The organism is Pseudomonas sp. GW821-FHT07F05 (assembly GCF_059418765.1).
In genome coordinates this window covers 309,745-328,931 of the sequence record NZ_JBWKQL010000003.1, presented here as the reverse complement: position 1 = coordinate 328,931, position 19,187 = coordinate 309,745, and the positions used below count along the sequence as shown (strand labels likewise).

General features: G+C 60.7%; 18 protein-coding genes. 11 read left to right on the top strand and 7 right to left on the bottom strand.

All coding sequences use genetic code 11. The annotated features are described in order from the left end of the window. Nucleotides 1-209: 209 nt before the first annotated feature. The gene (gene mprF, locus AC07RO_RS09270) at nt 210-2,852 is read left to right on the top strand and encodes a bifunctional lysylphosphatidylglycerol flippase/synthetase MprF (protein WP_495085881.1); all 2,643 of its coding nucleotides are present in this window, start codon (nt 210-212) and stop codon (nt 2,850-2,852) included. After that, a complete protein-coding gene (locus AC07RO_RS09265; RefSeq protein ID WP_192170850.1) occupies nt 2,852-4,141 on the top strand; it encodes a virulence factor family protein in 1,290 nt (429 codons plus the stop codon). The genes mprF and AC07RO_RS09265 overlap by 1 nt, the downstream gene beginning before the upstream one ends. Before the next feature lie 187 nt (nt 4,142-4,328). Here AC07RO_RS09265 and AC07RO_RS09260 read toward each other — a convergent pair whose 3' ends face one another. Further along, nucleotides 4,329-6,227 (bottom strand): potassium transporter Kup, encoded by a 1,899-nt coding sequence (locus tag AC07RO_RS09260; RefSeq protein WP_192170849.1) that lies wholly within the window; start codon nt 6,225-6,227, stop codon nt 4,329-4,331. Between the two features lie 270 nt (nt 6,228-6,497). Here AC07RO_RS09260 and rimO point away from each other — a divergent pair, with 270 nt between their 5' ends. Then, the gene (rimO, locus tag AC07RO_RS09255; RefSeq protein WP_495085880.1) at nt 6,498-7,835 is read left to right on the top strand and encodes a 30S ribosomal protein S12 methylthiotransferase RimO; all 1,338 of its coding nucleotides are present in this window, start codon (nt 6,498-6,500) and stop codon (nt 7,833-7,835) included. Between the two features lie 121 nt (nt 7,836-7,956). Continuing rightward, nucleotides 7,957-8,409 (top strand): GNAT family N-acetyltransferase, encoded by a 453-nt coding sequence (locus AC07RO_RS09250; protein WP_495085879.1) that lies wholly within the window; start codon nt 7,957-7,959, stop codon nt 8,407-8,409. 12 nt (nt 8,410-8,421) lie between these two features. On the opposite strand, the gene AC07RO_RS09245 is transcribed toward AC07RO_RS09250, so the two are convergent. Further along, nucleotides 8,422-9,417, bottom strand: coding sequence for an alpha/beta fold hydrolase (locus tag AC07RO_RS09245; RefSeq protein WP_495085878.1), 996 nt, complete (start codon nt 9,415-9,417; stop codon nt 8,422-8,424). A gap of 162 nt (nt 9,418-9,579) precedes the next feature. On the opposite strand from AC07RO_RS09245, the gene AC07RO_RS09240 reads away from it, so the two are divergent. The 3 genes from AC07RO_RS09240 (at nt 9,580) to tsaA (ending at nt 11,545) form a co-directional block, all read left to right on the top strand. Beyond that, nucleotides 9,580-10,290: an rRNA pseudouridine synthase gene (locus AC07RO_RS09240; RefSeq protein WP_122537396.1), complete on the top strand. Its 711-nt coding sequence runs from the start codon at nt 9,580-9,582 to the stop codon at nt 10,288-10,290. Nucleotides 10,291-10,361: 71 nt separating this feature from the next. Beyond that, on the top strand, nt 10,362-10,823 hold the full coding sequence (locus AC07RO_RS09235) for a YehS family protein (RefSeq protein WP_074891250.1): 462 nt from the start codon (nt 10,362-10,364) through the stop codon (nt 10,821-10,823). Nucleotides 10,824-10,840: 17 nt separating this feature from the next. Continuing rightward, nucleotides 10,841-11,545, top strand: a complete 705-nt coding sequence (gene tsaA / locus AC07RO_RS09230) for a tRNA (N6-threonylcarbamoyladenosine(37)-N6)-methyltransferase TrmO (protein ID WP_495085877.1) — start codon at nt 10,841-10,843, stop codon at nt 11,543-11,545. 168 nt (nt 11,546-11,713) lie between these two features. Here tsaA and fpr read toward each other — a convergent pair whose 3' ends face one another. Beyond that, nucleotides 11,714-12,493, bottom strand: a complete 780-nt coding sequence (gene fpr / locus AC07RO_RS09225) for a ferredoxin-NADP reductase (RefSeq protein WP_065989778.1) — start codon at nt 12,491-12,493, stop codon at nt 11,714-11,716. A gap of 121 nt (nt 12,494-12,614) precedes the next feature. On the opposite strand from fpr, the gene AC07RO_RS09220 reads away from it, so the two are divergent. Then, complete coding sequence (locus AC07RO_RS09220; RefSeq protein ID WP_192170845.1) at nt 12,615-13,541, top strand: LysR family transcriptional regulator; 927 nt, start codon at nt 12,615-12,617, stop codon at nt 13,539-13,541. A gap of 29 nt (nt 13,542-13,570) precedes the next feature. Here the strand turns inward: AC07RO_RS09220 and AC07RO_RS09215 are convergent, their stop codons facing one another. Both AC07RO_RS09215 and erdR read right to left on the bottom strand, forming a co-directional pair. After that, nucleotides 13,571-13,939 (bottom strand): diacylglycerol kinase, encoded by a 369-nt coding sequence (locus AC07RO_RS09215; protein WP_192170844.1) that lies wholly within the window; start codon nt 13,937-13,939, stop codon nt 13,571-13,573. Between the two features lie 105 nt (nt 13,940-14,044). Further along, nucleotides 14,045-14,692 carry a response regulator transcription factor ErdR gene (gene erdR, locus AC07RO_RS09210; protein ID WP_065989781.1) on the bottom strand — a complete coding sequence of 216 codons (648 nt, stop codon included), beginning with the start codon at nt 14,690-14,692 and terminating at the stop codon, nt 14,045-14,047. 175 nt (nt 14,693-14,867) lie between these two features. Here erdR and AC07RO_RS09205 point away from each other — a divergent pair, with 175 nt between their 5' ends. Next, on the top strand, nt 14,868-15,752 hold the full coding sequence (locus AC07RO_RS09205) for a DMT family transporter (protein ID WP_495085876.1): 885 nt from the start codon (nt 14,868-14,870) through the stop codon (nt 15,750-15,752). Between the two features lie 58 nt (nt 15,753-15,810). On the opposite strand, the gene AC07RO_RS09200 is transcribed toward AC07RO_RS09205, so the two are convergent. Further along, complete coding sequence (locus AC07RO_RS09200) at nt 15,811-16,542, bottom strand: tRNA-uridine aminocarboxypropyltransferase (protein ID WP_346625679.1); 732 nt, start codon at nt 16,540-16,542, stop codon at nt 15,811-15,813. Nucleotides 16,543-16,760: 218 nt separating this feature from the next. On the opposite strand from AC07RO_RS09200, the gene AC07RO_RS09195 reads away from it, so the two are divergent. Together AC07RO_RS09195 and AC07RO_RS09190 are read left to right on the top strand one after the other, a co-directional pair. Continuing rightward, nucleotides 16,761-17,186: a quorum-sensing-regulated virulence factor family protein gene (locus AC07RO_RS09195; protein WP_065989783.1), complete on the top strand. Its 426-nt coding sequence runs from the start codon at nt 16,761-16,763 to the stop codon at nt 17,184-17,186. Nucleotides 17,187-17,564: 378 nt separating this feature from the next. Beyond that, complete coding sequence (locus AC07RO_RS09190) at nt 17,565-18,671, top strand: LOG family protein (RefSeq protein ID WP_495085875.1); 1,107 nt, start codon at nt 17,565-17,567, stop codon at nt 18,669-18,671. Nucleotides 18,672-18,719: 48 nt separating this feature from the next. Here the strand turns inward: AC07RO_RS09190 and recX are convergent, their stop codons facing one another. Further along, a complete protein-coding gene (gene recX, locus AC07RO_RS09185; protein WP_122537389.1) occupies nt 18,720-19,187 on the bottom strand; it encodes a recombination regulator RecX in 468 nt (155 codons plus the stop codon).

Here is a 19,187-nt window from a genome sequence, read left to right as displayed (position 1 = left end):
TACTGTATGTTGCCGGGAGCGATAGTTTTGATCTCCCCTGCCGATACGCTGGCCAGCGACTGAACCTAGACTGAACGGTCACCGATACGTATCCGTGGTATTCGCCCGTTAGACGTTCAAGCGCTAACATCCTGAATTATTTTTTGCGTAGGGATTGGTAACTTGGCTGTATACCTCCATCCTGTCGCGCACGATCCAAGGAGTGATTGATGCGCGCCAACCCGTCCGACACAAACGAAGCAGTGACGGAGCATCCTCCGGCTCCCCCGAAACGACTGCGTCTACGCGAACTGGTGAGCAAGTACCGTCAACCCATTGGGTTAGGCGTCACCATCCTGCTGTTCGCCATCGCCCTGATCGCCTGTCGGCACATGCTGACCGAGCTGGATATCTACGCTCTGCAGGATTCGCTGCTCAGTGTGCCGCTGCCTTCTCTGGCAGGCGCAGTGCTGGCGACTGCCATCGGATTCGTGATTCTGCTGGGCTACGAGTGGTCCGCCAGTCGCTACGCCAATGTCGATCTGCCGCCGAAGTCGCTGATCATGGGCGGGTTTTGCGCGTTCGCCATCGGCAACGCCGTAGGCCTGTCGATGTTGTCCGGCGGCTCGGTTCGTTACCGCCTTTACTCGCGCTTGGGACTGGGTGCGGGCGAAGTTGCCCACATGACCCTGTTTGCCAGCCTGTCCTTGGGTTGCGCACTTCCCCCGCTGGCTGCGCTCGCGACCTTGAGCGACCTGCCCGCCGCTTCGCTGGCGCTGCATGTATCAGTGCCCGTACTGGCAACCGTTGCAGTCGCCGTGCTCGCGTTCAGTCTGATTCTGGGTTATGCCATCTATCGCCGACGCCTGCCGGAACAAACGATCCCGCATAACCTGCTGGTCCGCGCCGGACGCCGCACCCTGCGTCTGCCTGGCGTACGCCTGACCCTGATGCAGTTGGTGATCACTGCGCTGGACGTCGCCGCCGCTGCTGCCGTCCTCTATCTGTTGCTGCCCTCCGCCCCGCCCTTCGGCGCATTTCTGCTGGTTTACCTGCTGGCCCTGGCCGCAGGTGTCCTCAGCCACGTGCCCGGTGGCGTCGGCGTCTTTGAAGCCATTCTGCTCGCCGCCTTTGCCGACGAGCTGGGCGCCGCACCGCTGGCCGCCGCGCTGCTGCTGTACCGCCTGATCTACGTGGTGATGCCGCTGCTGATCGCTTGTCTGGTACTGCTTTACAGCGAGGCCAAGCGACTGTTGTTTGCGCAACAAGCCATGCGCGTTGCGTCAGGCCTTGGCGCTCCGATTCTGGCGTTGCTGGTATTTCTCTCCGGCGTGGTGCTGCTGTTTTCCGGCTCGACGCCCGAGATCGACACCCGCCTGGAGAGCCTCGGCTTCCTCATTCCCCATCGACTGATCGACGCCTCTCACTTCGGCGCCAGCCTGATCGGCGTGCTCTGCCTGTTGCTCGCGCAGGGCCTGCGTCGTCGCCTGTCCGCGGCGTGGATGCTGACCACGATTCTGCTGTTTGTGGGCTCCATTCTGTCGATCCTCAAGGGTTTCGACTGGGAAGAAGCGAGTCTGCTGCTGCTGACCGCGTGCCTGCTGACCATCTTCCGTCGCTCGTTCTACCGCCCTAGTCGCTTGCTCGAACTGCCGTTTTCACCGCTGTATCTGGTAGCCAGTGTCTGCGTGCTGGGTGCTTCGGTCTGGCTGCTGCTGTTCGCCTATCAAGACGTGCCCTACAGCCACCAGCTGTGGTGGCAGTTCACTCTTGACGCCGATGCCCCACGGGGTCTGCGCTCGGCGCTCGGAAGCGCGGTGTTGCTGCTGATCGTCTCGCTGACCTGGCTGCTGCGCACCGCGCGCCCTGTGATCAACCTGCCAGACGAGGCACAGCTGGCCAAAGCCGCGGAGATCATCAAAGCATCCAGCCAGCCCGATGGCGGTTTGGTGCTGACCGGCGACAAGGCCGTGCTGATGCACCCTGACGGCAATGCGTTTCTGATGTACGCCCATCGCGGCCGCAGCCTGGTTGCGCTGTACGATCCGATCGGCCCGACCCAGCAGCGGGCCGAGCTGATCTGGCAGTTCCGCGATCTGTGTGACGTTCACCATGCCCGCCCGGTGTTCTATCAGGTGCGTGCGGAGAACCTGCCGTTCTACATGGACATCGGCCTGACTGCGATCAAGCTGGGCGAAGAGGCCCGGGTCGATTTGCACAAGTTCGACATCGAAGCCAAGGGCAAGGAAATGAAGGACCTGCGCTACACCTGGAATCGGGGTGGGCGCGACGGTCTGTCGCTTGAAATCTACGAAGTGGGTCAAGCGCCCATGGACGAGCTCAAAGTGATTTCCGATGCGTGGCTGATGGGCAAGAACGTGCGCGAGAAAGGCTTCTCCCTCGGCCGCTTCAGCCTGGATTACCTCAAGCATTTCCGCATCGCCATCGTGCACTTCCAGGGCAAGCCGGTCGCGTTCTCCAATTTGCTGGAGACCTCGCGCAATGATCTGGCGAGCCTGGACCTCATGCGCTCGCACCCGGAAGCGCCGAAGCTGACCATGGAATTCATGATGGTCGGACTGATCCTGCATTACAAAAAAGAAGGTTACTCCCGCTTCAGCCTCGGCATGGTGCCGTTGTCCGGGCTGCAACCGCGACGTGGCGCGCCCTTGACCCAACGTCTGGGTTCGATGGTGTTCAGCCGTGGCGAGCAGCTCTACAACTTCCAGGGGCTGCGCCGTTTCAAAGACAAATTCCAGCCTGACTGGGAACCTCGTTATATGGCCGTGCCCGCAGGACTTGATCCGCTCGTGGCACTGGCAGATACCGCCGCCCTGATTGCGGGCGGCCTGACTGGATTGGTGAAACGCTGATGATTCAACGCTACTGGCGCTTTTTGCTCGCAGCCCTGGTAATTCTGGTGGTGGCATTGGGTTTCTGGCTGTGGAACCGCCCCGCCGCGCAACCGACGCTTGAACACATCACCCTGGATGACGGCTCTGCGCTGATCCGTGTGGTGCCTTCGACCAAGGTGAAAACCCAGGTCGCGCTCGCCGTTACCACTGAAGAATCATTGACCGAGAAACAACTGCTCGCCTTGAGCTACGACGCTTCGGCCCGGGTCGTACAAGTGACGCTGCCGAAGGACGATTGTCAGCTTCAGGCGAAGACCTTCAATGCCGCGCTGCAGAAGCTCGACGGCGCGCCTGATCTGGTTGCCGGTGTCGGTGCGGGTGCTTCCCTGGCTTGGCGCTGGCTGGCCGGTCAGGACAACGACAATGCCCGGGCCATCTCGGTTGGCTTCGTCCGCGATCAGCCGGGTTGCACCGACCCTGTGCCGAAGGCCGCCGCCCACGGCAAGTGGACGGTCGCCTGGAACGACGGCCCCGACGACGAAAGCGCCACACTGGTCCGTGACGCACCCAATACCGAAACCAGCATCAGCGACTACGACATCAAGTACCCGCAGGTGCTGAACAACGAAGTGCGCCGTCGCCTGATTGGGGGTGACGACAACGGTGGTCTGAACATTCCGGTGGTTGAGGTGCCGTCTTCCCAGCCCTCTGACACGGTCACGCTGTTCCTGTCCGGCGACGGTGGCTGGCGCGACCTGGACAAGGACGTGGCGGGCGACATGGCGAAAATGGGTGGCTACCCGGTCGTCGGCATCGACACCCTTCGTTACTACTGGGAGCACAAATCGCCAGAACAGACCGCCGCTGATCTGAGCGAGCTGATGGCCCATTACCGGCAGAAATGGGGCGCCAAGCATTTCGTCCTGGCGGGCTATTCCTTCGGCGCCGACGTGTTGCCAGCGATCTACAACCGCTTGCCGGAAGAAGACAAGGCGCGGGTCGACGGCATCATCCTGCTGGCCTTCGCCCGCACCGGCAGCTTCGAGATTGCAGTCGAAGGCTGGTTGGGCGCAGCTGGTAAGGAAGCGGCGACAGGCCCTGAGATGGCCAAGCTGCCCGGCGACAAGGTGCTGTGCGTCTACGGCATCGAAGAGAAGGATGAAAGCGGCTGTACGGAAACCACAGCACCTGGCGAGAAGATGCAACTGCCAGGGGGCCATCACTTCGACGAAGACTACCCGGCCCTGGCCAAGCGCCTGAGTGCGGTGATCGACAAGTGGAAGGGCAAAGAACCCGCCGCGGAGTAATCGCCCGCCCATAAAAAATCCCTGCTCTCTTGCGATTGCGGGGATTTTTTTGTTTCAGCTACTCGCTGACGTGAGGCCAACCTCTGTTGGACCGGCTTCAGCCGGGAAGAGGCCAGTGCATACGCCATCAATCTCACGGCGTGACACCCGGCACATTCCCGGTTAAACCCCGCCGAAGCGGAGCTGCTTACATCTCCACCTGCGTGCCCAGCTCGATCACTCGGTTGAACGGCAGTTTGAAGAAACGCAAATTGCCGTTGGCGTTCTTCAACATGAACGAGAACAGGCCCTCGCGCCAGCGGGCCATGCCCACCAGTTTCGACGAGACCACGGTTTCGCGGCTGAGGAAGTAGGTCGTGCGCATCGGGCTGAAGTCCAGTTCCTTCAGGTGACACAGGCTCAGCGCTGCCGGCACGTCCGGCTCGTCGATGAAGCCGAAATGCAGAATCACGCGATAGAAGCCCTCGCCAAACGCCTCGACCTCGAAGCGCTGGGCCGTTGGCACGCGCGGGGTGTCTTCGTACACGACGGTCAGCAGCACCACTTGCTCATGGAGCACCTGGTTGTGCAGCAGGTTATGCAACAGCGCATGGGGAACGGCGTCCGCACGGGCCGTGAGAAACACGGCCGTGCCCTGAACGCGATGGGGCGGCTGCACGCGAATACTGCTGATGAAGATCGGCAGCGGCAGACCGCCCTCGTCGATGCGATCTACCAACAGCTGCTTGCCGCGCTTCCAGGTGGTCATCAGGATAAACAGCGCGATACCCGCCAGGAACGGGAACGCCCCGCCCTGAATGACTTTTGGCACGTTGGCCGCGAAGAACATACCGTCCACGAACAGACATCCGACCAAAATCGGCACCGCGATCAGCGGCGGCCATTTCCAGGCCAGCAGCATGACCGACGCCACCAGAATCGTTGTGCAGAGCATCGTGCCGGTCACCGCCACGCCGTAGGCCGAGGCCAGCGCGCCGGAGGATTCGAATCCCAGCACCAGCAGGATGACCCCGACCATCAGCGCCCAGTTCACCGCACCGATGTAGATCTGCCCTTGGGCGTCGCTCGAGGTGTGCTGGATGTACATGCGCGGGATGTAGCCGAGCTGAATCGCCTGCAGCGTCATCGAGAACGCCCCGGAAATCACCGCCTGCGAAGCAATAATGGTCGCCAGCGTCGACAGGGCAATCAAAGGCAACAGGGCCCAACTCGGCGCCAGCAGGTAGAACGGGTTGCGTACCGCTTCAGGGTCTTGAATCACCAGGGCGCCCTGACCGAAGTAGTTCAGCACCAGTGCCGGCAGGACCAGCGCGAACCACGCGCGGGAGATCGGCTTGCGACCGAAGTGACCCATGTCCGCATACAGCGCCTCGGCACCGGTCAGTGCGAGCACCACAGCGCCCAACACCGAAACGCCAATGCCGGGATGATCAATAAAGAAGCGAACCGCCCACACCGGGTTGACGGCATGCAGCACTTCCGGCTGTTGCAGGATGCCGTGAACGCCAAGCACGCCGAGGGTCACGAACCACAGCACCATGATCGGGCCGAACATCACGCCAATGCGCGCAGTGCCGTGACGCTGAATCAGAAACAGCGCCACCAGCACGACCAATGCAATCGGCACCACCCAGTGCTCCAGTCCGTCAAAGGCCAGCTCCATGCCCTCGACCGCGGACAGCACGGAAATTGCCGGGGTGATCATGCTGTCGCCGTAAAACAGCGCCGCGCCGAACAGGCCGAAGACGATCATGCTCGCCTGCAGCTTCGGGTATTTGGCTGAAGCCCTTCGCGCCAGCGCCGTTAGCGCCATGATGCCGCCTTCGCCTTCGTTGTCGGCGCGCAGCACCAGGGCCATGTACTTGAAGGAGACCACCCAGATCAGTGACCAGAAGATCAGCGACAGAATGCCCAGCACGGCATCGTGGCCGGCCTGCACGCCATAGCCGCCGACGAAGACCTCTTTAATGGTGTAAAGCGGGCTGGTACCGATGTCGCCATAGGCTACACCCACCGCGCCCACCAGCAGACTCAACGGTTTCGCCGAAGAATGCCCGACCTCTGCCTGACTCGTTGCGTGACCCATTTACCACTCCTGAAACCATGACTCGAGCACCGCGATCCGGCGTTGTCGGATTGACCCACGCCGCACCGGTAAATTCCGATGCGCCCGGCCCACTTGGGGTGCCGGGCGTAACGCCGCGAAGCATAGCGCAGCACTCGTCGTAATTCTCTGTATAACACTGGTCAATCGTTCGACGCGCCGCTAGAATTGCGCACTTTTTGATCAGAGGCGCCCCAAGCGCCCAGTCGATGCTTCGGCCAAACGCCGGGCATCCTACGCCGAGGTTAGTCAATGTCCACCGTCACCACGTCTGCCGCCCCCAAGGTCGGCTTTGTCAGCCTCGGTTGCCCGAAGGCTCTGGTCGATTCCGAGCGCATCCTGACCCAGCTGCGCATGGAAGGCTATCAGGTCGTGCCGACCTACCAGGACGCTGACGTGGTCGTGGTCAACACCTGCGGTTTCATCGACAGCGCCAAGGCCGAGTCCCTCGAGACCATTGGCGAGGCGCTGGCCGAAAACGGCAAAGTGATCGTCACCGGCTGCATGGGCGTGGATGAAAGCGTGATTCGCAGCGTGCACCCGAGCGTGCTGGCCGTCACCGGTCCGCAGCAGTACGAGCAAGTGGTCAATGCCGTCCACGACGCCGCCCCGCCGAAGCTCGATCACAACCCGCTGATCGATCTGGTGCCGCCGCAAGGGGTCAAGCTGACCCCACGCCATTACGCGTACCTGAAGATTTCCGAAGGCTGCAACCACAGCTGCAGCTTCTGCATCATCCCGTCCATGCGCGGCAAGCTGGTCAGCCGCCCGATTGGCGATGTGCTCGACGAAGCGCAGCGTCTGGTCAAAGCCGGCGTGAAAGAACTGCTGGTGATTTCCCAGGACACCAGCGCCTACGGCGTCGACATCAAGTACCGCACCGGTTTCTGGAACGGCCAGCCGGTCCGCACGCGCATGACCGAGCTGTGTCAGGCCCTGAGTTCGCTGGGTGTGTGGGTACGCCTGCACTACGTTTACCCGTATCCGCACGTCGACGAGATCATCCCGCTGATGGCGGCGGGCAAGATCCTGCCGTACCTGGACATCCCGTTCCAGCACGCCAGCCCGAAGATCCTCAAGCTGATGAAACGCCCGGCCTTCGAAGACAAGACCCTGGCGCGCATCAAGAACTGGCGCGAACAGTGCCCGGACCTGATCATCCGCTCGACCTTCATCGTCGGCTTCCCAGGCGAGACCGAAGAAGACTTCCAGTACCTGCTGGACTGGCTGACTGAAGCCCAGCTGGATCGCGTTGGCTGCTTCCAGTACTCCCCTGTCGAGGGCGCGCCGGCGAACCTGCTGGATGCACCGATTGTTCCGGACGACATCAAGCAGGATCGCTGGGATCGCTTCATGGCGCACCAGCAAGCCATCAGCGCCGCACGCCTGCAGATGAAAATCGGCAAGGAAATCGAAGTGCTGATCGACGAAGTGGACGAGCAGGGTTTCGTCGGTCGTTCCTTCTTCGACGCGCCGGAAATCGACGGCAACGTCTTCGTGGAAAGCGACCGTGACTTCAAGCCAGGCGACAAGGTCATGTGCCGCGTAGCGGATGCCGATGAGTACGACCTGTGGGCTGAGCCAATCTAACGCTCAATCCCTGGCTCGCACGCCGCTTCGCCTCCACCAGCCCCGCCCGTAAAACGGCGGGGTTTGTTTTTTCTGGCTATCGTCCCCACATCAGGATCACTACCCAGGGAGCAGCGGCCACATGACCCGGAACTCGGTCATTTATCTGCCCAGGCAGCACGATTTCGCCGAACTCACCCGGGTCTGGGAGGCGTCCGTGCGCGCGACCCATGACTTTCTGCCCGAGAACTACATCACGCTGCTCCGGCATCTGCTGGAAACCCAGTACCTGGGCGCCATAAACCTGTTCTGCACCCGCGACTCGCACCTGCGCATCACCGGTTTCGCCGGCACCACCCCGGGCAAACTCGAAATGCTGTTCATTGCCCCCGACCAGCGTGGCACGGGCCTGGGCAAGCAACTGCTGGACTACGCGATGGAGCAATTCCACATCACCGAGCTGGACGTGAACGAACAAAATGCTCAGGCGCGGGGGTTTTACGAACGGCAGGGGTTTGAAGTGGTGGGTCGGACCGAGCTGGACGGGCTCGGCCGACCGCATCCGATATTGCGGATGCGGCTCAAGGTCATCTGAAGCAACCCTGCATCAGCGCTTCAGACTTTCCAGCAGCACCTTGTTGAACTGCTGAGGATCCTGAATCTGGGGCGCATGGCCCAACCCAGCGAACTCCACCAGTGTCGCCTGGGGAATGCGCCTGGCGGTGGCCTTGCCGAGCTCCGGGTAATTGCCCAGCGTCTTGCGCAACGCTTCGGGCGCCGCGTCCTTGGCAATGGCGGTGTTGTCCTTCTGCCCGATCATCAACACCGTCGGCATCTTCAGCTTCTCGAAGTCGTAGAACACCGGCTGATTGAAGATCATCCCGTAGGTCTGCGCTGACGCCCGCGCCACCTCCTCCTTGCCTTTGCCGTTGAACATCCCGGCCTGCATGTCGACCCAATGGTCGAACTCGGGCCGCCATTCATTGGCGTAATAGGTCGACTGCTGATACTTGCGAATGCTCTCGGCACTGGTCTTCAGCTCACGGGCGTACCAGTCATCGAAGCTGCGATCCGGGACACCTTTGGCTTTCCAGTCTTCCAGACCGATAGGGTTGACCAGCAGCAGCTGATCCACTTGGTCGGGGTACATCAGCGCAAACCGGGTCGCCAGCATGCCGCCCATTGAATGCCCGACCACGGTGACGTGATCGATGCCCAGTTGGGTCAGCAGCGCTTTGGTGTTCTGCGCGAGTTGCTCAAACGAGTACTTATAATCCGCCGGTTTGCTGGAGCGGCAGAAACCGAGCTGATCCGGCGCGACCACACGATAGCCCGCGCCCGTCAGCGCCTTGATGGTCCCTTCCCACGTAGCGCCGCAAAAGTTCTTGCCGTGCAGCAACACGACGCTACGACCATTGGCAGTGCCGGCCGGCTTGATGTCCATGTAACCCATCTGCACGGGCGCACCCTGGGATTCGAAGCTGTAATTCTGCGCCGGGAACGGATACTGAAACCCTTCCAGCTGTGGGCCGTAAGACGGTGGTTGCGCAGCGAGCAGGGGCAGACTGACAGTCATCAGCAGTGCGGGTAGCCATTTGGTCATGAATTCGCTCCAGACGATGTGGGAATAGAGAGCAGACCTGCATCGCTCCCGGAAAAATCCATCGAGTGGAGGCTTATTCGCCAGGCAATTTCAATGTGGCCGCGATTAACGGTGCCTGCGCGGGTACAATAGGCGCCTTTCCATTTTGTTACGGCTTTTCTCATGACTGACCCCATTCGCCTCTCCAAACGCCTTATCGAGCTGGTCGGCTGCTCCCGCCGCGAAGCCGAGTTGTTCATCGAAGGTGGCTGGGTCACGGTGGACGGCGTTGTCGTCGACGAGCCGCAGTTCAAGGTCGAAAACCAGACCGTGGTGCTGAACGCGGAAGCGAAAGCTGATACGCCTGAATCCGTTACCCTTTTGTTTAACGCACCTGCAGGCATGGCCCCTGAAAGTGCCTTGGCGCTGATTACGCCCGGCACGTTGTCGGCGGACCACAGCATCGGTCGACGTCCCCTCAAGGGCCACTTTCTGCGCCTGGAAGCGATTTCCACGCTGCAAGCCAACGCCAGCGGCCTGATGGTGTTCAGCCAGGACTGGAAAATCCTGCGCAAACTCACCGACGACCGCAGCAAGATCGAGCAGGAATACGTCGTCGAGATTTCGGGCGACATGGTTGCCCACGGCCTCAACCGCCTGAACCACGGCATGACCTACAAGGGCAAGGAACTGCCGAAGGTCAAAGCCAGCTGGCAGAACGAAAACCGCCTGCGCTTCGCCATGAAAAACCCGCAGCCCGGCGTCATTGCCCAACTGTGCGAGGCAGTAGGCCTGAAGGTTGTATCGGTGCGGCGCATCCGTATCGGCGGCGTATCCATCGGCAAGGTGCCTGAAGGCCAGTGGCGCTACATGACCGACAAAGAAAAATTCTGAATCCCCCTTTATGAGCGCCGCATCCAACCCTGCGTGCGCTCATCTGTGAATCTCCAGGAAATACACGCACCATGATGAACAACGATGTACTGCGCAGCATCCGTTACATGCTTGATATCAACGACGCCAAAGTGGTCGATATCATCAAGCTCGGCGGGTTCGACGCGACCAAAGCCGATGTCGCGGCCTACATGAAGAAAGACGAAGAAGAAGGCTTCGTGCCGTGCAGTGACGAGGTCATGGCGCACTTCCTCGACGGCCTGGTGTTCTTCAAGCGTGGCAAAGACGAGAGCCGCCCGCCGCTGCCTGTCGAACTGCCCATCACCAACAACATCGTCCTGAAAAAGCTGCGTGTGGCCTTCGAGCTGAAAGAAGACGACATGCACGCCATCCTCAAGGCGTCCGAGTTCCCGGTGTCCAAGCCTGAACTCAGCGCCCTGTTCCGCAAGGCCGGTCACACCAACTACCGCGTCTGCGGCGACCAGCTGCTGCGCAACTTCCTGCGCGGCCTGACCCTGCGCGTCCGCGGCTAAGCACTGCAGAGCCGTCGATGACCCAGGCCTACAGCGTCTTGCCGATCGGCTTCATGCGCTCGTGCTTCAAAGAGAAGTTCGCCATTCCCCGGCAGCCGCAACTGGCGCCTGCCGCGCGGGGCGTGCTGGAGCTGGTCGCACCTTTTGATCAGGGTGACGCCGTGCAGGGCCTCGAACAGGTCAGCCATGTCTGGCTGCTGTTTCTGTTTCATCAGGCCCTGGAGGACAAGCCGCGACTCAAGGTGCGCCCTCCTCGTCTGGGCGGCAATCAGTCGATGGGCGTATTCGCCACGCGCGCGACCCATCGGCCGAACGGGATCGGTCAGTCGGTGGTCAAGCTGGACAAGGTCGAAGCCGGGCGCCTGTGGCTGTCAGGCATCGACCTGCTGGACGGCACGCCGGTGCTGGACGTCAAACCCTACGTGCCTTATGCCGATGTGATCGTTGATGCGCGCAACAGCATGGCCGCCGCCGCGCCGGAGATGATTCCGGTGCAATGGGCAGACGCGGCGCTGGCCCAGGCTCGCGAACAGGGGCTGCGCCTCGAAGAACCGCTGATCGAGCTGATCGAGCAGTGCCTGGCCCAAGACCCGCGACCGGCCTACCAGACACCCACGCCAGAGCGACGCTACGGCGCGCAGTTCTGGGACCTGGACGTGCGCTGGCATTATCCGCAGCCCGGCGTCATTCGCGTGCTGGAAGTCGTCCCCGCCGCCGGTTGATAAACCGCTTACACCCGCCCACAAAAAAACCGCCTGGTCCGTGACCTCCAGGCGGTTTTTTTCAGACCCCAAAAAGGCGGGTGCCTGTACTGACCTATTCGCCGATGACGTCGCCCTCGCGGTGCTGCGAGGATGATTCATCGGCGATTGGGTCTTATCCGAACGCGATTACTTCTCGACGAACGCGCGCTCGATCAGGTAATCACCCGGCTCGCGCATGCGTGGCGAAACGGTCAGGCCGAAGCTGTTGAGCACTTCGCTGGTTTCGTCGAGCATGCTCGGGCTGCCGCACAGCATGGCGCGGTCGTCCTGCGGGTTGATCGGCGGCAGGCCGATATCGCTGAACAGCTTGCCGCTGCGCATCAGGTCGGTCAGGCGGCCTTCGTTCTCGAATGGCTCGCGGGTCACGGTCGGGTAGTAGATGAGTTTGTCGCGCAGCATCTCGCCGAAGAACTCGTTCTGCGGCAAGTGCTCGGTGATGAACTCGCGGTAGGCGACTTCGTTCACGTAACGCACGCCGTGGCAGAGGATGACCTTCTCGAAACGCTCGTAAGTTTCAGGGTCCTGAATGACGCTCATGAACGGCGCCAGCCCGGTGCCGGTGCTGAGCAGATAAAGGTGTTTGCCTGGCTTGAGGTCGTCCAGCACCAGCGTGCCCGTAGGCTTCTTGCTGATGATGATCTCGTCGCCTTCCTTCAGATGCTGCAACTGCGAGGTCAGCGGGCCGTCCGGCACCTTGATGCTGAAGAACTCCAGATGCTCTTCCCAGTTCGGGCTGGCAATGGAGTAGGCACGCATGAGCGGGCGCCCGTTTGGCTGCTGCAGACCGATCATGACGAACTGACCGTTCTCGAAGCGCAGGCCAGGATCACGGGTGCACTTGAAACTGAAGAGGGTGTCGTTCCAGTGATGAACGCTGAGGACACGCTCGTGATTCATGTTGCTCATGGTACGTGGGAGCTCCTGATAAATTCTTGCGCGGGTCAGTGCGCCATTGCGCGACATTCTAGTGGCAGACACAATATCTGTTAACTGAATTATCAAGATATAGGTTATCGGTTATATAGATATGCGATTTACTCTCCGTCAGCTCCAGGTTTTCGTCGCGGTCGCCCAGCAGGAAAGCGTTTCCCGCGCGGCGGTCCTGTTGTCCTTGTCGCAATCTGCGGCGAGCACGTCCATTACCGAACTGGAGCGCCAGTCCAGTTGCCAGCTGTTCGACCGCGCCGGTAAACGGCTGAGCCTCAACGCGACCGGCCGGCAGCTGTTGCCACAGGCCGTCGCGCTGCTGGATCAGGCCAAGGAGATCGAAGACCTGCTCAACGGCAAGTCCGGCTTTGGTTCGCTGGCAGTCGGCGCGACCCTCACCATTGGTAACTACCTCGCCACGCTGTTGATCGGCAGCTTCATGCAGCGCCACCCCGAGAGCCAGGTGAAGCTGCACGTGCAAAACACGGCGAACATCGTTCAGCAGGTCGCTCATTACGAGATTGATCTGGGTTTGATCGAAGGTGACTGTAGCCACCCCGACATCGAAGTGCAGACCTGGGTCGAGGATGAGCTGGTGGTGTTTTGCGCCCCTCAGCATCCCTTGGCCAAAAAGGGCCGGGCGTCCCTTGAGGAACTGACGCACGAGGCGTGGATCTTGCGGGAACAGGGTTCGGGGACGCGCCTGACTTTCGATCAGGCCATGCGTCATCACTTGAACAGCCTGAACGTGAGGCTGGAGCTGGAACACACCGAAGCGATCAAACGCGCCGTCGAGTCCGGGCTGGGGATCGGCTGCATTTCGCGTCTGGCCCTGCGTGACGCTTTCCGCCGGGGCAGCCTTGTGGCCGTTGAAACGCCGGAGCTGGATCTGGTGCGGCAGTTCTACTTCATCTGGCACAAGCAGAAATACCAGACATCGGCCATTCGCGAATTCCTCGACCTCTGCCGCTCATTCACCGCCGGCGTGAATCGCAGCGACGAGATCGTCCTGCCGAGCATCGCCTGAGGCGCCGCCCGGCTGTCTGACGGCGACTGTCAGCCCAGCAGAATCAGGCCCCAGACCACAGCAATCATGCTCAGCGCCACGAACTGTGCGGCGCTGCCCATGTCTTTGGCGTTTTTGGACAAGGGGTGACGGTCCAGAGAGATCCGGTCAATCGCGGCTTCGATCGCCGAGTTCAGCAGCTCAACGATCAGCGCCAACAGGCACACCGCGATCAGGATCGCGCGCTCGCCGCGGCTGACGTGAAACATGAACGACAGCGGGATCAACACGACGTTGAGCAGCACCAGTTGACGGAACGCCGCTTCGCCTTTGAATGCAGCGGTCAGGCCGTCGAAGGAGTAGCCAGATGCGTTGAGAATACGTTTCAGGCCGGTCTGGCCTTTGAATGGGGACGTCATAGGGAAACTACTGATGAATGAAAGCGGTGGAGGCTAGTGCGGCGACGGTCAAAAAAGTGTGAAGGTCGACCGCGTACAGCCCGGGTTCAGCCTGATTCAGGGGAATCAGCTCTGCGGAATGGATTCCAATTGTTGCAGCAGCAAGGCCGCCTGAGTTCGCGTGCGCACATTGAGCTTGCGAAAGATCGCCGTGACGTGGGCCTTGATCGTTGCTTCCGACACACTCAGCTCGTAGGCGATCTGCTTGTTCAGCAGCCCCTCACAGACCATCGTCAGCACGCGAAACTGCTGGGGCGTCAGGCTGGCAAGCCCTTCACTGGCAGCCTTGGCCTCCGGTGACACGCTGATGCTTTCGTTGACCTGCGGGGGCCACCAGACATCGCCATCCAGCACCGTTCGCACGGCCTTCTGGATGGTTTCGAGGGAACTGGATTTCGGGATGAAACCGCTGGCGCCGAATTCCCGGGACTTGACCACCACCGCAGCCTCTTCCTGGGCAGAGACCATCACCACCGGCACCTGCGGGTACTGACCGCGCAACAGCACCAGGCCCGAAAAGCCATAGGCGCCGGGCATGTTCAGGTCCAGCAGGACCAGATCCCAATCGGACTTTTCGGTCAGTCGCGCTTCGAGATCGGCGATGCTCTCGGCCTCGACCAGCCTTGCATCCGGCCCGAGCCCCAGGCTTAGCGCCTGATGCAATGCGCTGCGAAACAGGGGATGGTCGTCGGCAATCAGGATTTCGTATGGCATTTCATGATCCTTTAAGTGACTCAGCGCCGACGAATTCAACACCTAATGAGGCAGCCCGCGACATCTTGACACAGGGACCGTGCGTGAGCGGCGCCAAGGATGCCCAGCGAAGTCGGGGTGGTCAAGCCTGACGCTTTACGGCAAAGTCTGCGCCCCCGACCTGACGAGTGCCATCATGCCAAACCATGCCCTGCGAGCGGACTTGCTCATGCTCCTGACCGCATTGATCTGGGGCACCGGCTTTGTTGCTCAGACCGCCGGGATGGATCATATCGGTCCGTACCTGTTCTCGGGGCTGCGTTTTGCGCTGGGCTCCCTCTGCCTGATGCCGCTGATTCTGCGCAACGCCAAGACGGTCCGAGTGCCGGAACCTCTGCTCAATCGTGGCATGTTACGCGCCGGCATCATCATGGGCCTGGCGCTGGCACTGGGCATCAACCTGCAACAGGTTGGCCTGCTGTTTACCAGCGTGACCAATTCCGGCTTCATCACCGGTCTGTACGTGATTGTCGTTCCGCTGCTGGGCTTGCTGCTCGGCCATAAAACCGGGCTGGGCACCTGGCTGGGCTGCCTGTTGGCCGTGGTCGGCATGTGCCTGCTCAGTATTGGCGATAACTTTCACGTCGCCTCAGGTGATTGGCTGCAGTTGATCGGCGCGTTCGTGTGGGGCGGGCATGTGGTGTTGGTCAGCTTGTTTGCCAGTCGCCACGACCCGATCCGTCTGGCCTTCTTACAGTTCGCCACGTGTTCGGTGGTGAGCCTGTTGCTGGCAGTCCTCTTCGAACCGATTGCCCTCAGCGCGATCATCGACGCGGCCCCTGCCCTGCTCTACGGCGGCATCGTCGCGGTCGGCGTCGGCTACACGCTGCAAGTGGTCGCGCAGAAACACGCCATTGCCTCCCACGCCGCCATCATCCTTTCGCTGGAAGCAGTTTTCGCCGCCATCGCCGGCGCCTGGATTCTCGGCGAGGCGTTGCAACTGCGCGGCTATATCGGCTGCGGATTGATGCTGGCCGGGATGCTGCTGGCGCAGTTGTGGCCGAAGAAAACCCTCGTCTGATATCTGCTGCTATGCGAGCCGTCTTGATACGGCTCACTGGCGCCAGCCTTACTGATGACTACTCAAGATAGCCCTTGAGCTCTTGATGAGCATCGCTCAGCAAGTCGAGGGGCAACTGATTTTTGGCACCTAGATAGTGCTGACTGAACACATCGAAGTAGCAGCTTAGAGCCGAAGCTGCTTCAGTGTCGCCGGCCAGATCGAAACACAGTGCGGCCACTTCAGCGGTACAGAGATGTTCGCTGCGCGTGGAACGTCTTAGCTTGTACCGTGAAAGCTTTTCAGGGATCAGGCTCAAAATGGGGATGGAGTCAAAATAAGCGCTTTTACGGAAGATTTTCCTCGCTTCAGTCCATGTAGCGTCAAGCAGCACGAACAGCGGTCTCTTATTCGGATTAATCGTCACGGTATTGGTGACGCGCTCGGCCGCTACATATTCCCCCGGAAACACCAGATACGGTTGCCACTGCGGATCGTTGAGCAATGCAATCAGCTTCTCATCGACTTCGGTGCGTGACCACACAAACGCATGGTTATCCTTGATCACGTCTGCGATCAGCCAACCCGTATTGCTGGGTTTGAAGACCTCTTTTGTCGTCATGATCAGGCACACCCCTGATTTTGCCTCGACCTTGGGACGCCACCTGCACAGGCAGTGACTTTCGATCACTCGACAGTACGGGCACCTGGGCGCACGTGATCCGCGAGCAAGGTAAGGCTTGGTACTCTCCTCCTCCCGCTCATCTCTCAGACATGCGACAGAGTTTCTGTGAAAAAGAGTCGGGGTCATCGAAGGGTAAGAAGGCAGTGACACGAGGGTATCCGGCAGGTCGAAAAGTCGCGGCATTCTATCAGACCCGCCCGACGCGCCGTGTTCTCTGGTGTCCGCCAAGGCTCCTCCCCTATACTGCCCGGCCTTGAGAGCTCACTCCCCCAGTGAACGCCTCGGGATGTCGCCGGTCCAACGGCCAGCCTCTGCATCACCCGTCCACGCACCAGGAGAATTCAATGCTGCGCCTCATCGCCCCCACTCTCACGCTTTTGCTCGTCGCTCCACTGTGCGCCAACGCGGCGTCCAAACAGGATTACGAACTGAGCCAGATGCTTGATAAAGTCGCGAAGGAAAGCAGTGTCGGTACGCCACGCGCCATCAACGAAGACATCCTCGACGAAGGCTACACCGTTGAAGGCAAGATGCTGATCAACCACCTGAGCGTGCAGTCTGGCCAGGCGGCTCAGATGCGCGAAAACCCTGACGACGTCCGCGGTCAGCTGGGCGGTAGCGTGTGCCGCAATGCCGGTTATCGTCAGCTGATGGCCAAGGGCGCGATCCTGCGTTACCAGTTCACCGAATACAAAACCAACAAGCTCATCACGACGCAGGAAATCAAAGCGGCGGATTGCGCTGCCAAGCCCCCTGCCCACAAGAAGTGATGTAACGCGCTTTATGGGCTGCGCGTTTCGAAATCCTTTCAACGCGCAGTCTTGCTCTCCCCTCCCCGATACTTCCACTATTCAAATCCCCGCCACTCAGCACTTTTCGCGCGCCGCCTGATCGCTGATCCTGGTGCCTGCTTTTCGTTTCGCCGTGCCCCTGATGCCTCATCACATTTTGCATGCAAGAAAGGGTTGCCTGCGGCGCCGGTTGCCATCAATGTTTTCTCTTTTCAACCACGGATTAGCCCAGAATCGGGCGCCGCGCAGGTCTGATGCCTCCCTTTCCTTCGGATGCGCTGCGCACGCCGACGCATGACGCGTCGCGATCCCGCCACCTAGCGGCGGTCAATGATTCTGCAGAAGGAGAAAGCGTGAATGCCGTACGTACCCAGTGACGCGTTGTCTCAACACTTTCAGAGCAACGGAATCGACCTCACCCCCAAAGTCGAAGAACTCCTCGGTTCGGTCGCCCCGGAAAGCCCCAACCTTCCGCTCTACCGCGACATGATTCTGACCGTCCTGCGCATGGCCCAGGACGACCTGAATCGCTGGAATGCCAAAATCACCCTGCAAGCGCTGCGCGAGCTGGAGAATGCCTTCCGGGTGCTCGAACGATTCAAAGGCCGGCGCAAGGTCACCGTGTTCGGTTCCGCCCGTACCCCTTTGGAACATCCTGTTTATGCGCTGGCCCGTGAACTGGGCAAGCAACTGGCAGCCTCCGACCTGATGGTCATCACCGGCGCCGGTGGCGGGATCATGGCCGCGGCCCACGAAGGCGCCGGCCTGGATCACAGCCTGGGCTTCAACATCACCCTGCCGTTCGAGCAGCACGCCAATGCGACCGTGGATGGCACCGGGAATCTGCTGCCGTTCCACTTCTTCTTCACGCGCAAGCTGTTTTTCGTCAAAGAGGCCGATGCGCTGGTGCTCTGCCCCGGTGGTTTTGGCACCCTTGATGAAGCACTGGAAGTGCTGACGCTGATCCAGACCGGCAAAAGCCCGCTGGTTCCCATCGTGCTGCTGGATGCTCCGGGCGGCACGTTCTGGGAAGGCGCTCTCGGTTTCATCAAAAGTGAGCTGGAGGCGAACAAATACATTCTGCCCACGGACATGAACCTGATGAAGCTGGTGTACAGCGCCGATGAGGCCGTCGCCGAGATCAACCGCTTCTACAGCAACTTCCACTCCAGCCGCTGGCTGAAGAATACCTTTGTCATCCGCATGCATCACGCCTTGAGCGAACAGGCGCTGGAAGCCCTGCAGGACAGGTTTGCCGATCTGCGGTTAAGTGGGGACTTCCAACAATACGGCCATCAGGACGAATATGACGAAGCGCAGTTCAGCCATCTCACGCGTCTGGCGTTCGCGTTCAACGGCCGCAACCATGGCCGCTTGCGCGAATTGGTGGACTGCATAAATCTGGAGGAGAACTGGGCGACACCTGCACCTTCTCAGCATACCCAGCCTGTGAAATCGATGTGAGGGTGAATGCCTGAGGGCGCGTCTGCGCGCCTTCAGGCAGATCAAGCGTCAGTCGTCGTTGCCCTTGCCACTCAGCAAACGACCAATCAGCTCGGGCGGGTATCCGCGATAACTCAGAAAGCGCATCTGCTGCCCACGTTCGCGGGCATCTCTGGGCAACTGGCCGCTGAACTTGCGCTGCCACAGCGCTTCCAGCTTCTCCCACCAGTCGACGCCGCACTCACGCAACGCCTGTTCAATGTCCGGACGCGGCAAACCGCGCTGCCCCAGCTCTTCGCGAATTCGCAAAGGGCCGTGGCCAGAACGGGCACGGTAGGAAACGAAGCTTTCGAGGTATCGGGATTCGGACAGCAGCCCCTCTTCCGTCAAACGGTCGAGCGCTGCGTCAATCAATTCGGGGGGAGCGCCGCGCTGACGCAGTTTGCGCGTCAGCTCGACACGACCATGCTCGCGTCGTGCGAGCAGGTCCATTGCAGTACGCCTTACAGCGACGGGCGTATCAAGCACAGCCGGCAT

Coding starts and splice junctions, on each gene's coding strand:
- mprF (WP_495085881.1), top strand. CDS start 210: ATGCGCGCCAACCCGTCCGACACAAACGAAGCAGTGACGGAGCATCCT.
- AC07RO_RS09265 (WP_192170850.1), top strand. CDS start 2,852: ATGATTCAACGCTACTGGCGCTTTTTGCTCGCAGCCCTGGTAATTCTG.
- AC07RO_RS09260 (WP_192170849.1), bottom strand. CDS start 6,227: ATGGGTCACGCAACGAGTCAGGCAGAGGTCGGGCATTCTTCGGCGAAA.
- rimO (WP_495085880.1), top strand. CDS start 6,498: ATGTCCACCGTCACCACGTCTGCCGCCCCCAAGGTCGGCTTTGTCAGC.
- AC07RO_RS09250 (WP_495085879.1), top strand. CDS start 7,957: ATGACCCGGAACTCGGTCATTTATCTGCCCAGGCAGCACGATTTCGCC.
- AC07RO_RS09245 (WP_495085878.1), bottom strand. CDS start 9,417: ATGACCAAATGGCTACCCGCACTGCTGATGACTGTCAGTCTGCCCCTG.
- AC07RO_RS09240 (WP_122537396.1), top strand. CDS start 9,580: ATGACTGACCCCATTCGCCTCTCCAAACGCCTTATCGAGCTGGTCGGC.
- AC07RO_RS09235 (WP_074891250.1), top strand. CDS start 10,362: ATGATGAACAACGATGTACTGCGCAGCATCCGTTACATGCTTGATATC.
- tsaA (WP_495085877.1), top strand. CDS start 10,841: ATGACCCAGGCCTACAGCGTCTTGCCGATCGGCTTCATGCGCTCGTGC.
- fpr (WP_065989778.1), bottom strand. CDS start 12,493: ATGAGCAACATGAATCACGAGCGTGTCCTCAGCGTTCATCACTGGAAC.
- AC07RO_RS09220 (WP_192170845.1), top strand. CDS start 12,615: ATGCGATTTACTCTCCGTCAGCTCCAGGTTTTCGTCGCGGTCGCCCAG.
- AC07RO_RS09215 (WP_192170844.1), bottom strand. CDS start 13,939: ATGACGTCCCCATTCAAAGGCCAGACCGGCCTGAAACGTATTCTCAAC.
- erdR (WP_065989781.1), bottom strand. CDS start 14,692: ATGCCATACGAAATCCTGATTGCCGACGACCATCCCCTGTTTCGCAGC.
- AC07RO_RS09205 (WP_495085876.1), top strand. CDS start 14,868: ATGCCAAACCATGCCCTGCGAGCGGACTTGCTCATGCTCCTGACCGCA.
- AC07RO_RS09200 (WP_346625679.1), bottom strand. CDS start 16,542: ATGACCCCGACTCTTTTTCACAGAAACTCTGTCGCATGTCTGAGAGAT.
- AC07RO_RS09195 (WP_065989783.1), top strand. CDS start 16,761: ATGCTGCGCCTCATCGCCCCCACTCTCACGCTTTTGCTCGTCGCTCCA.
- AC07RO_RS09190 (WP_495085875.1), top strand. CDS start 17,565: ATGCCGTACGTACCCAGTGACGCGTTGTCTCAACACTTTCAGAGCAAC.
- recX (WP_122537389.1), bottom strand. CDS start 19,187: ATGCCGGCTGTGCTTGATACGCCCGTCGCTGTAAGGCGTACTGCAATG.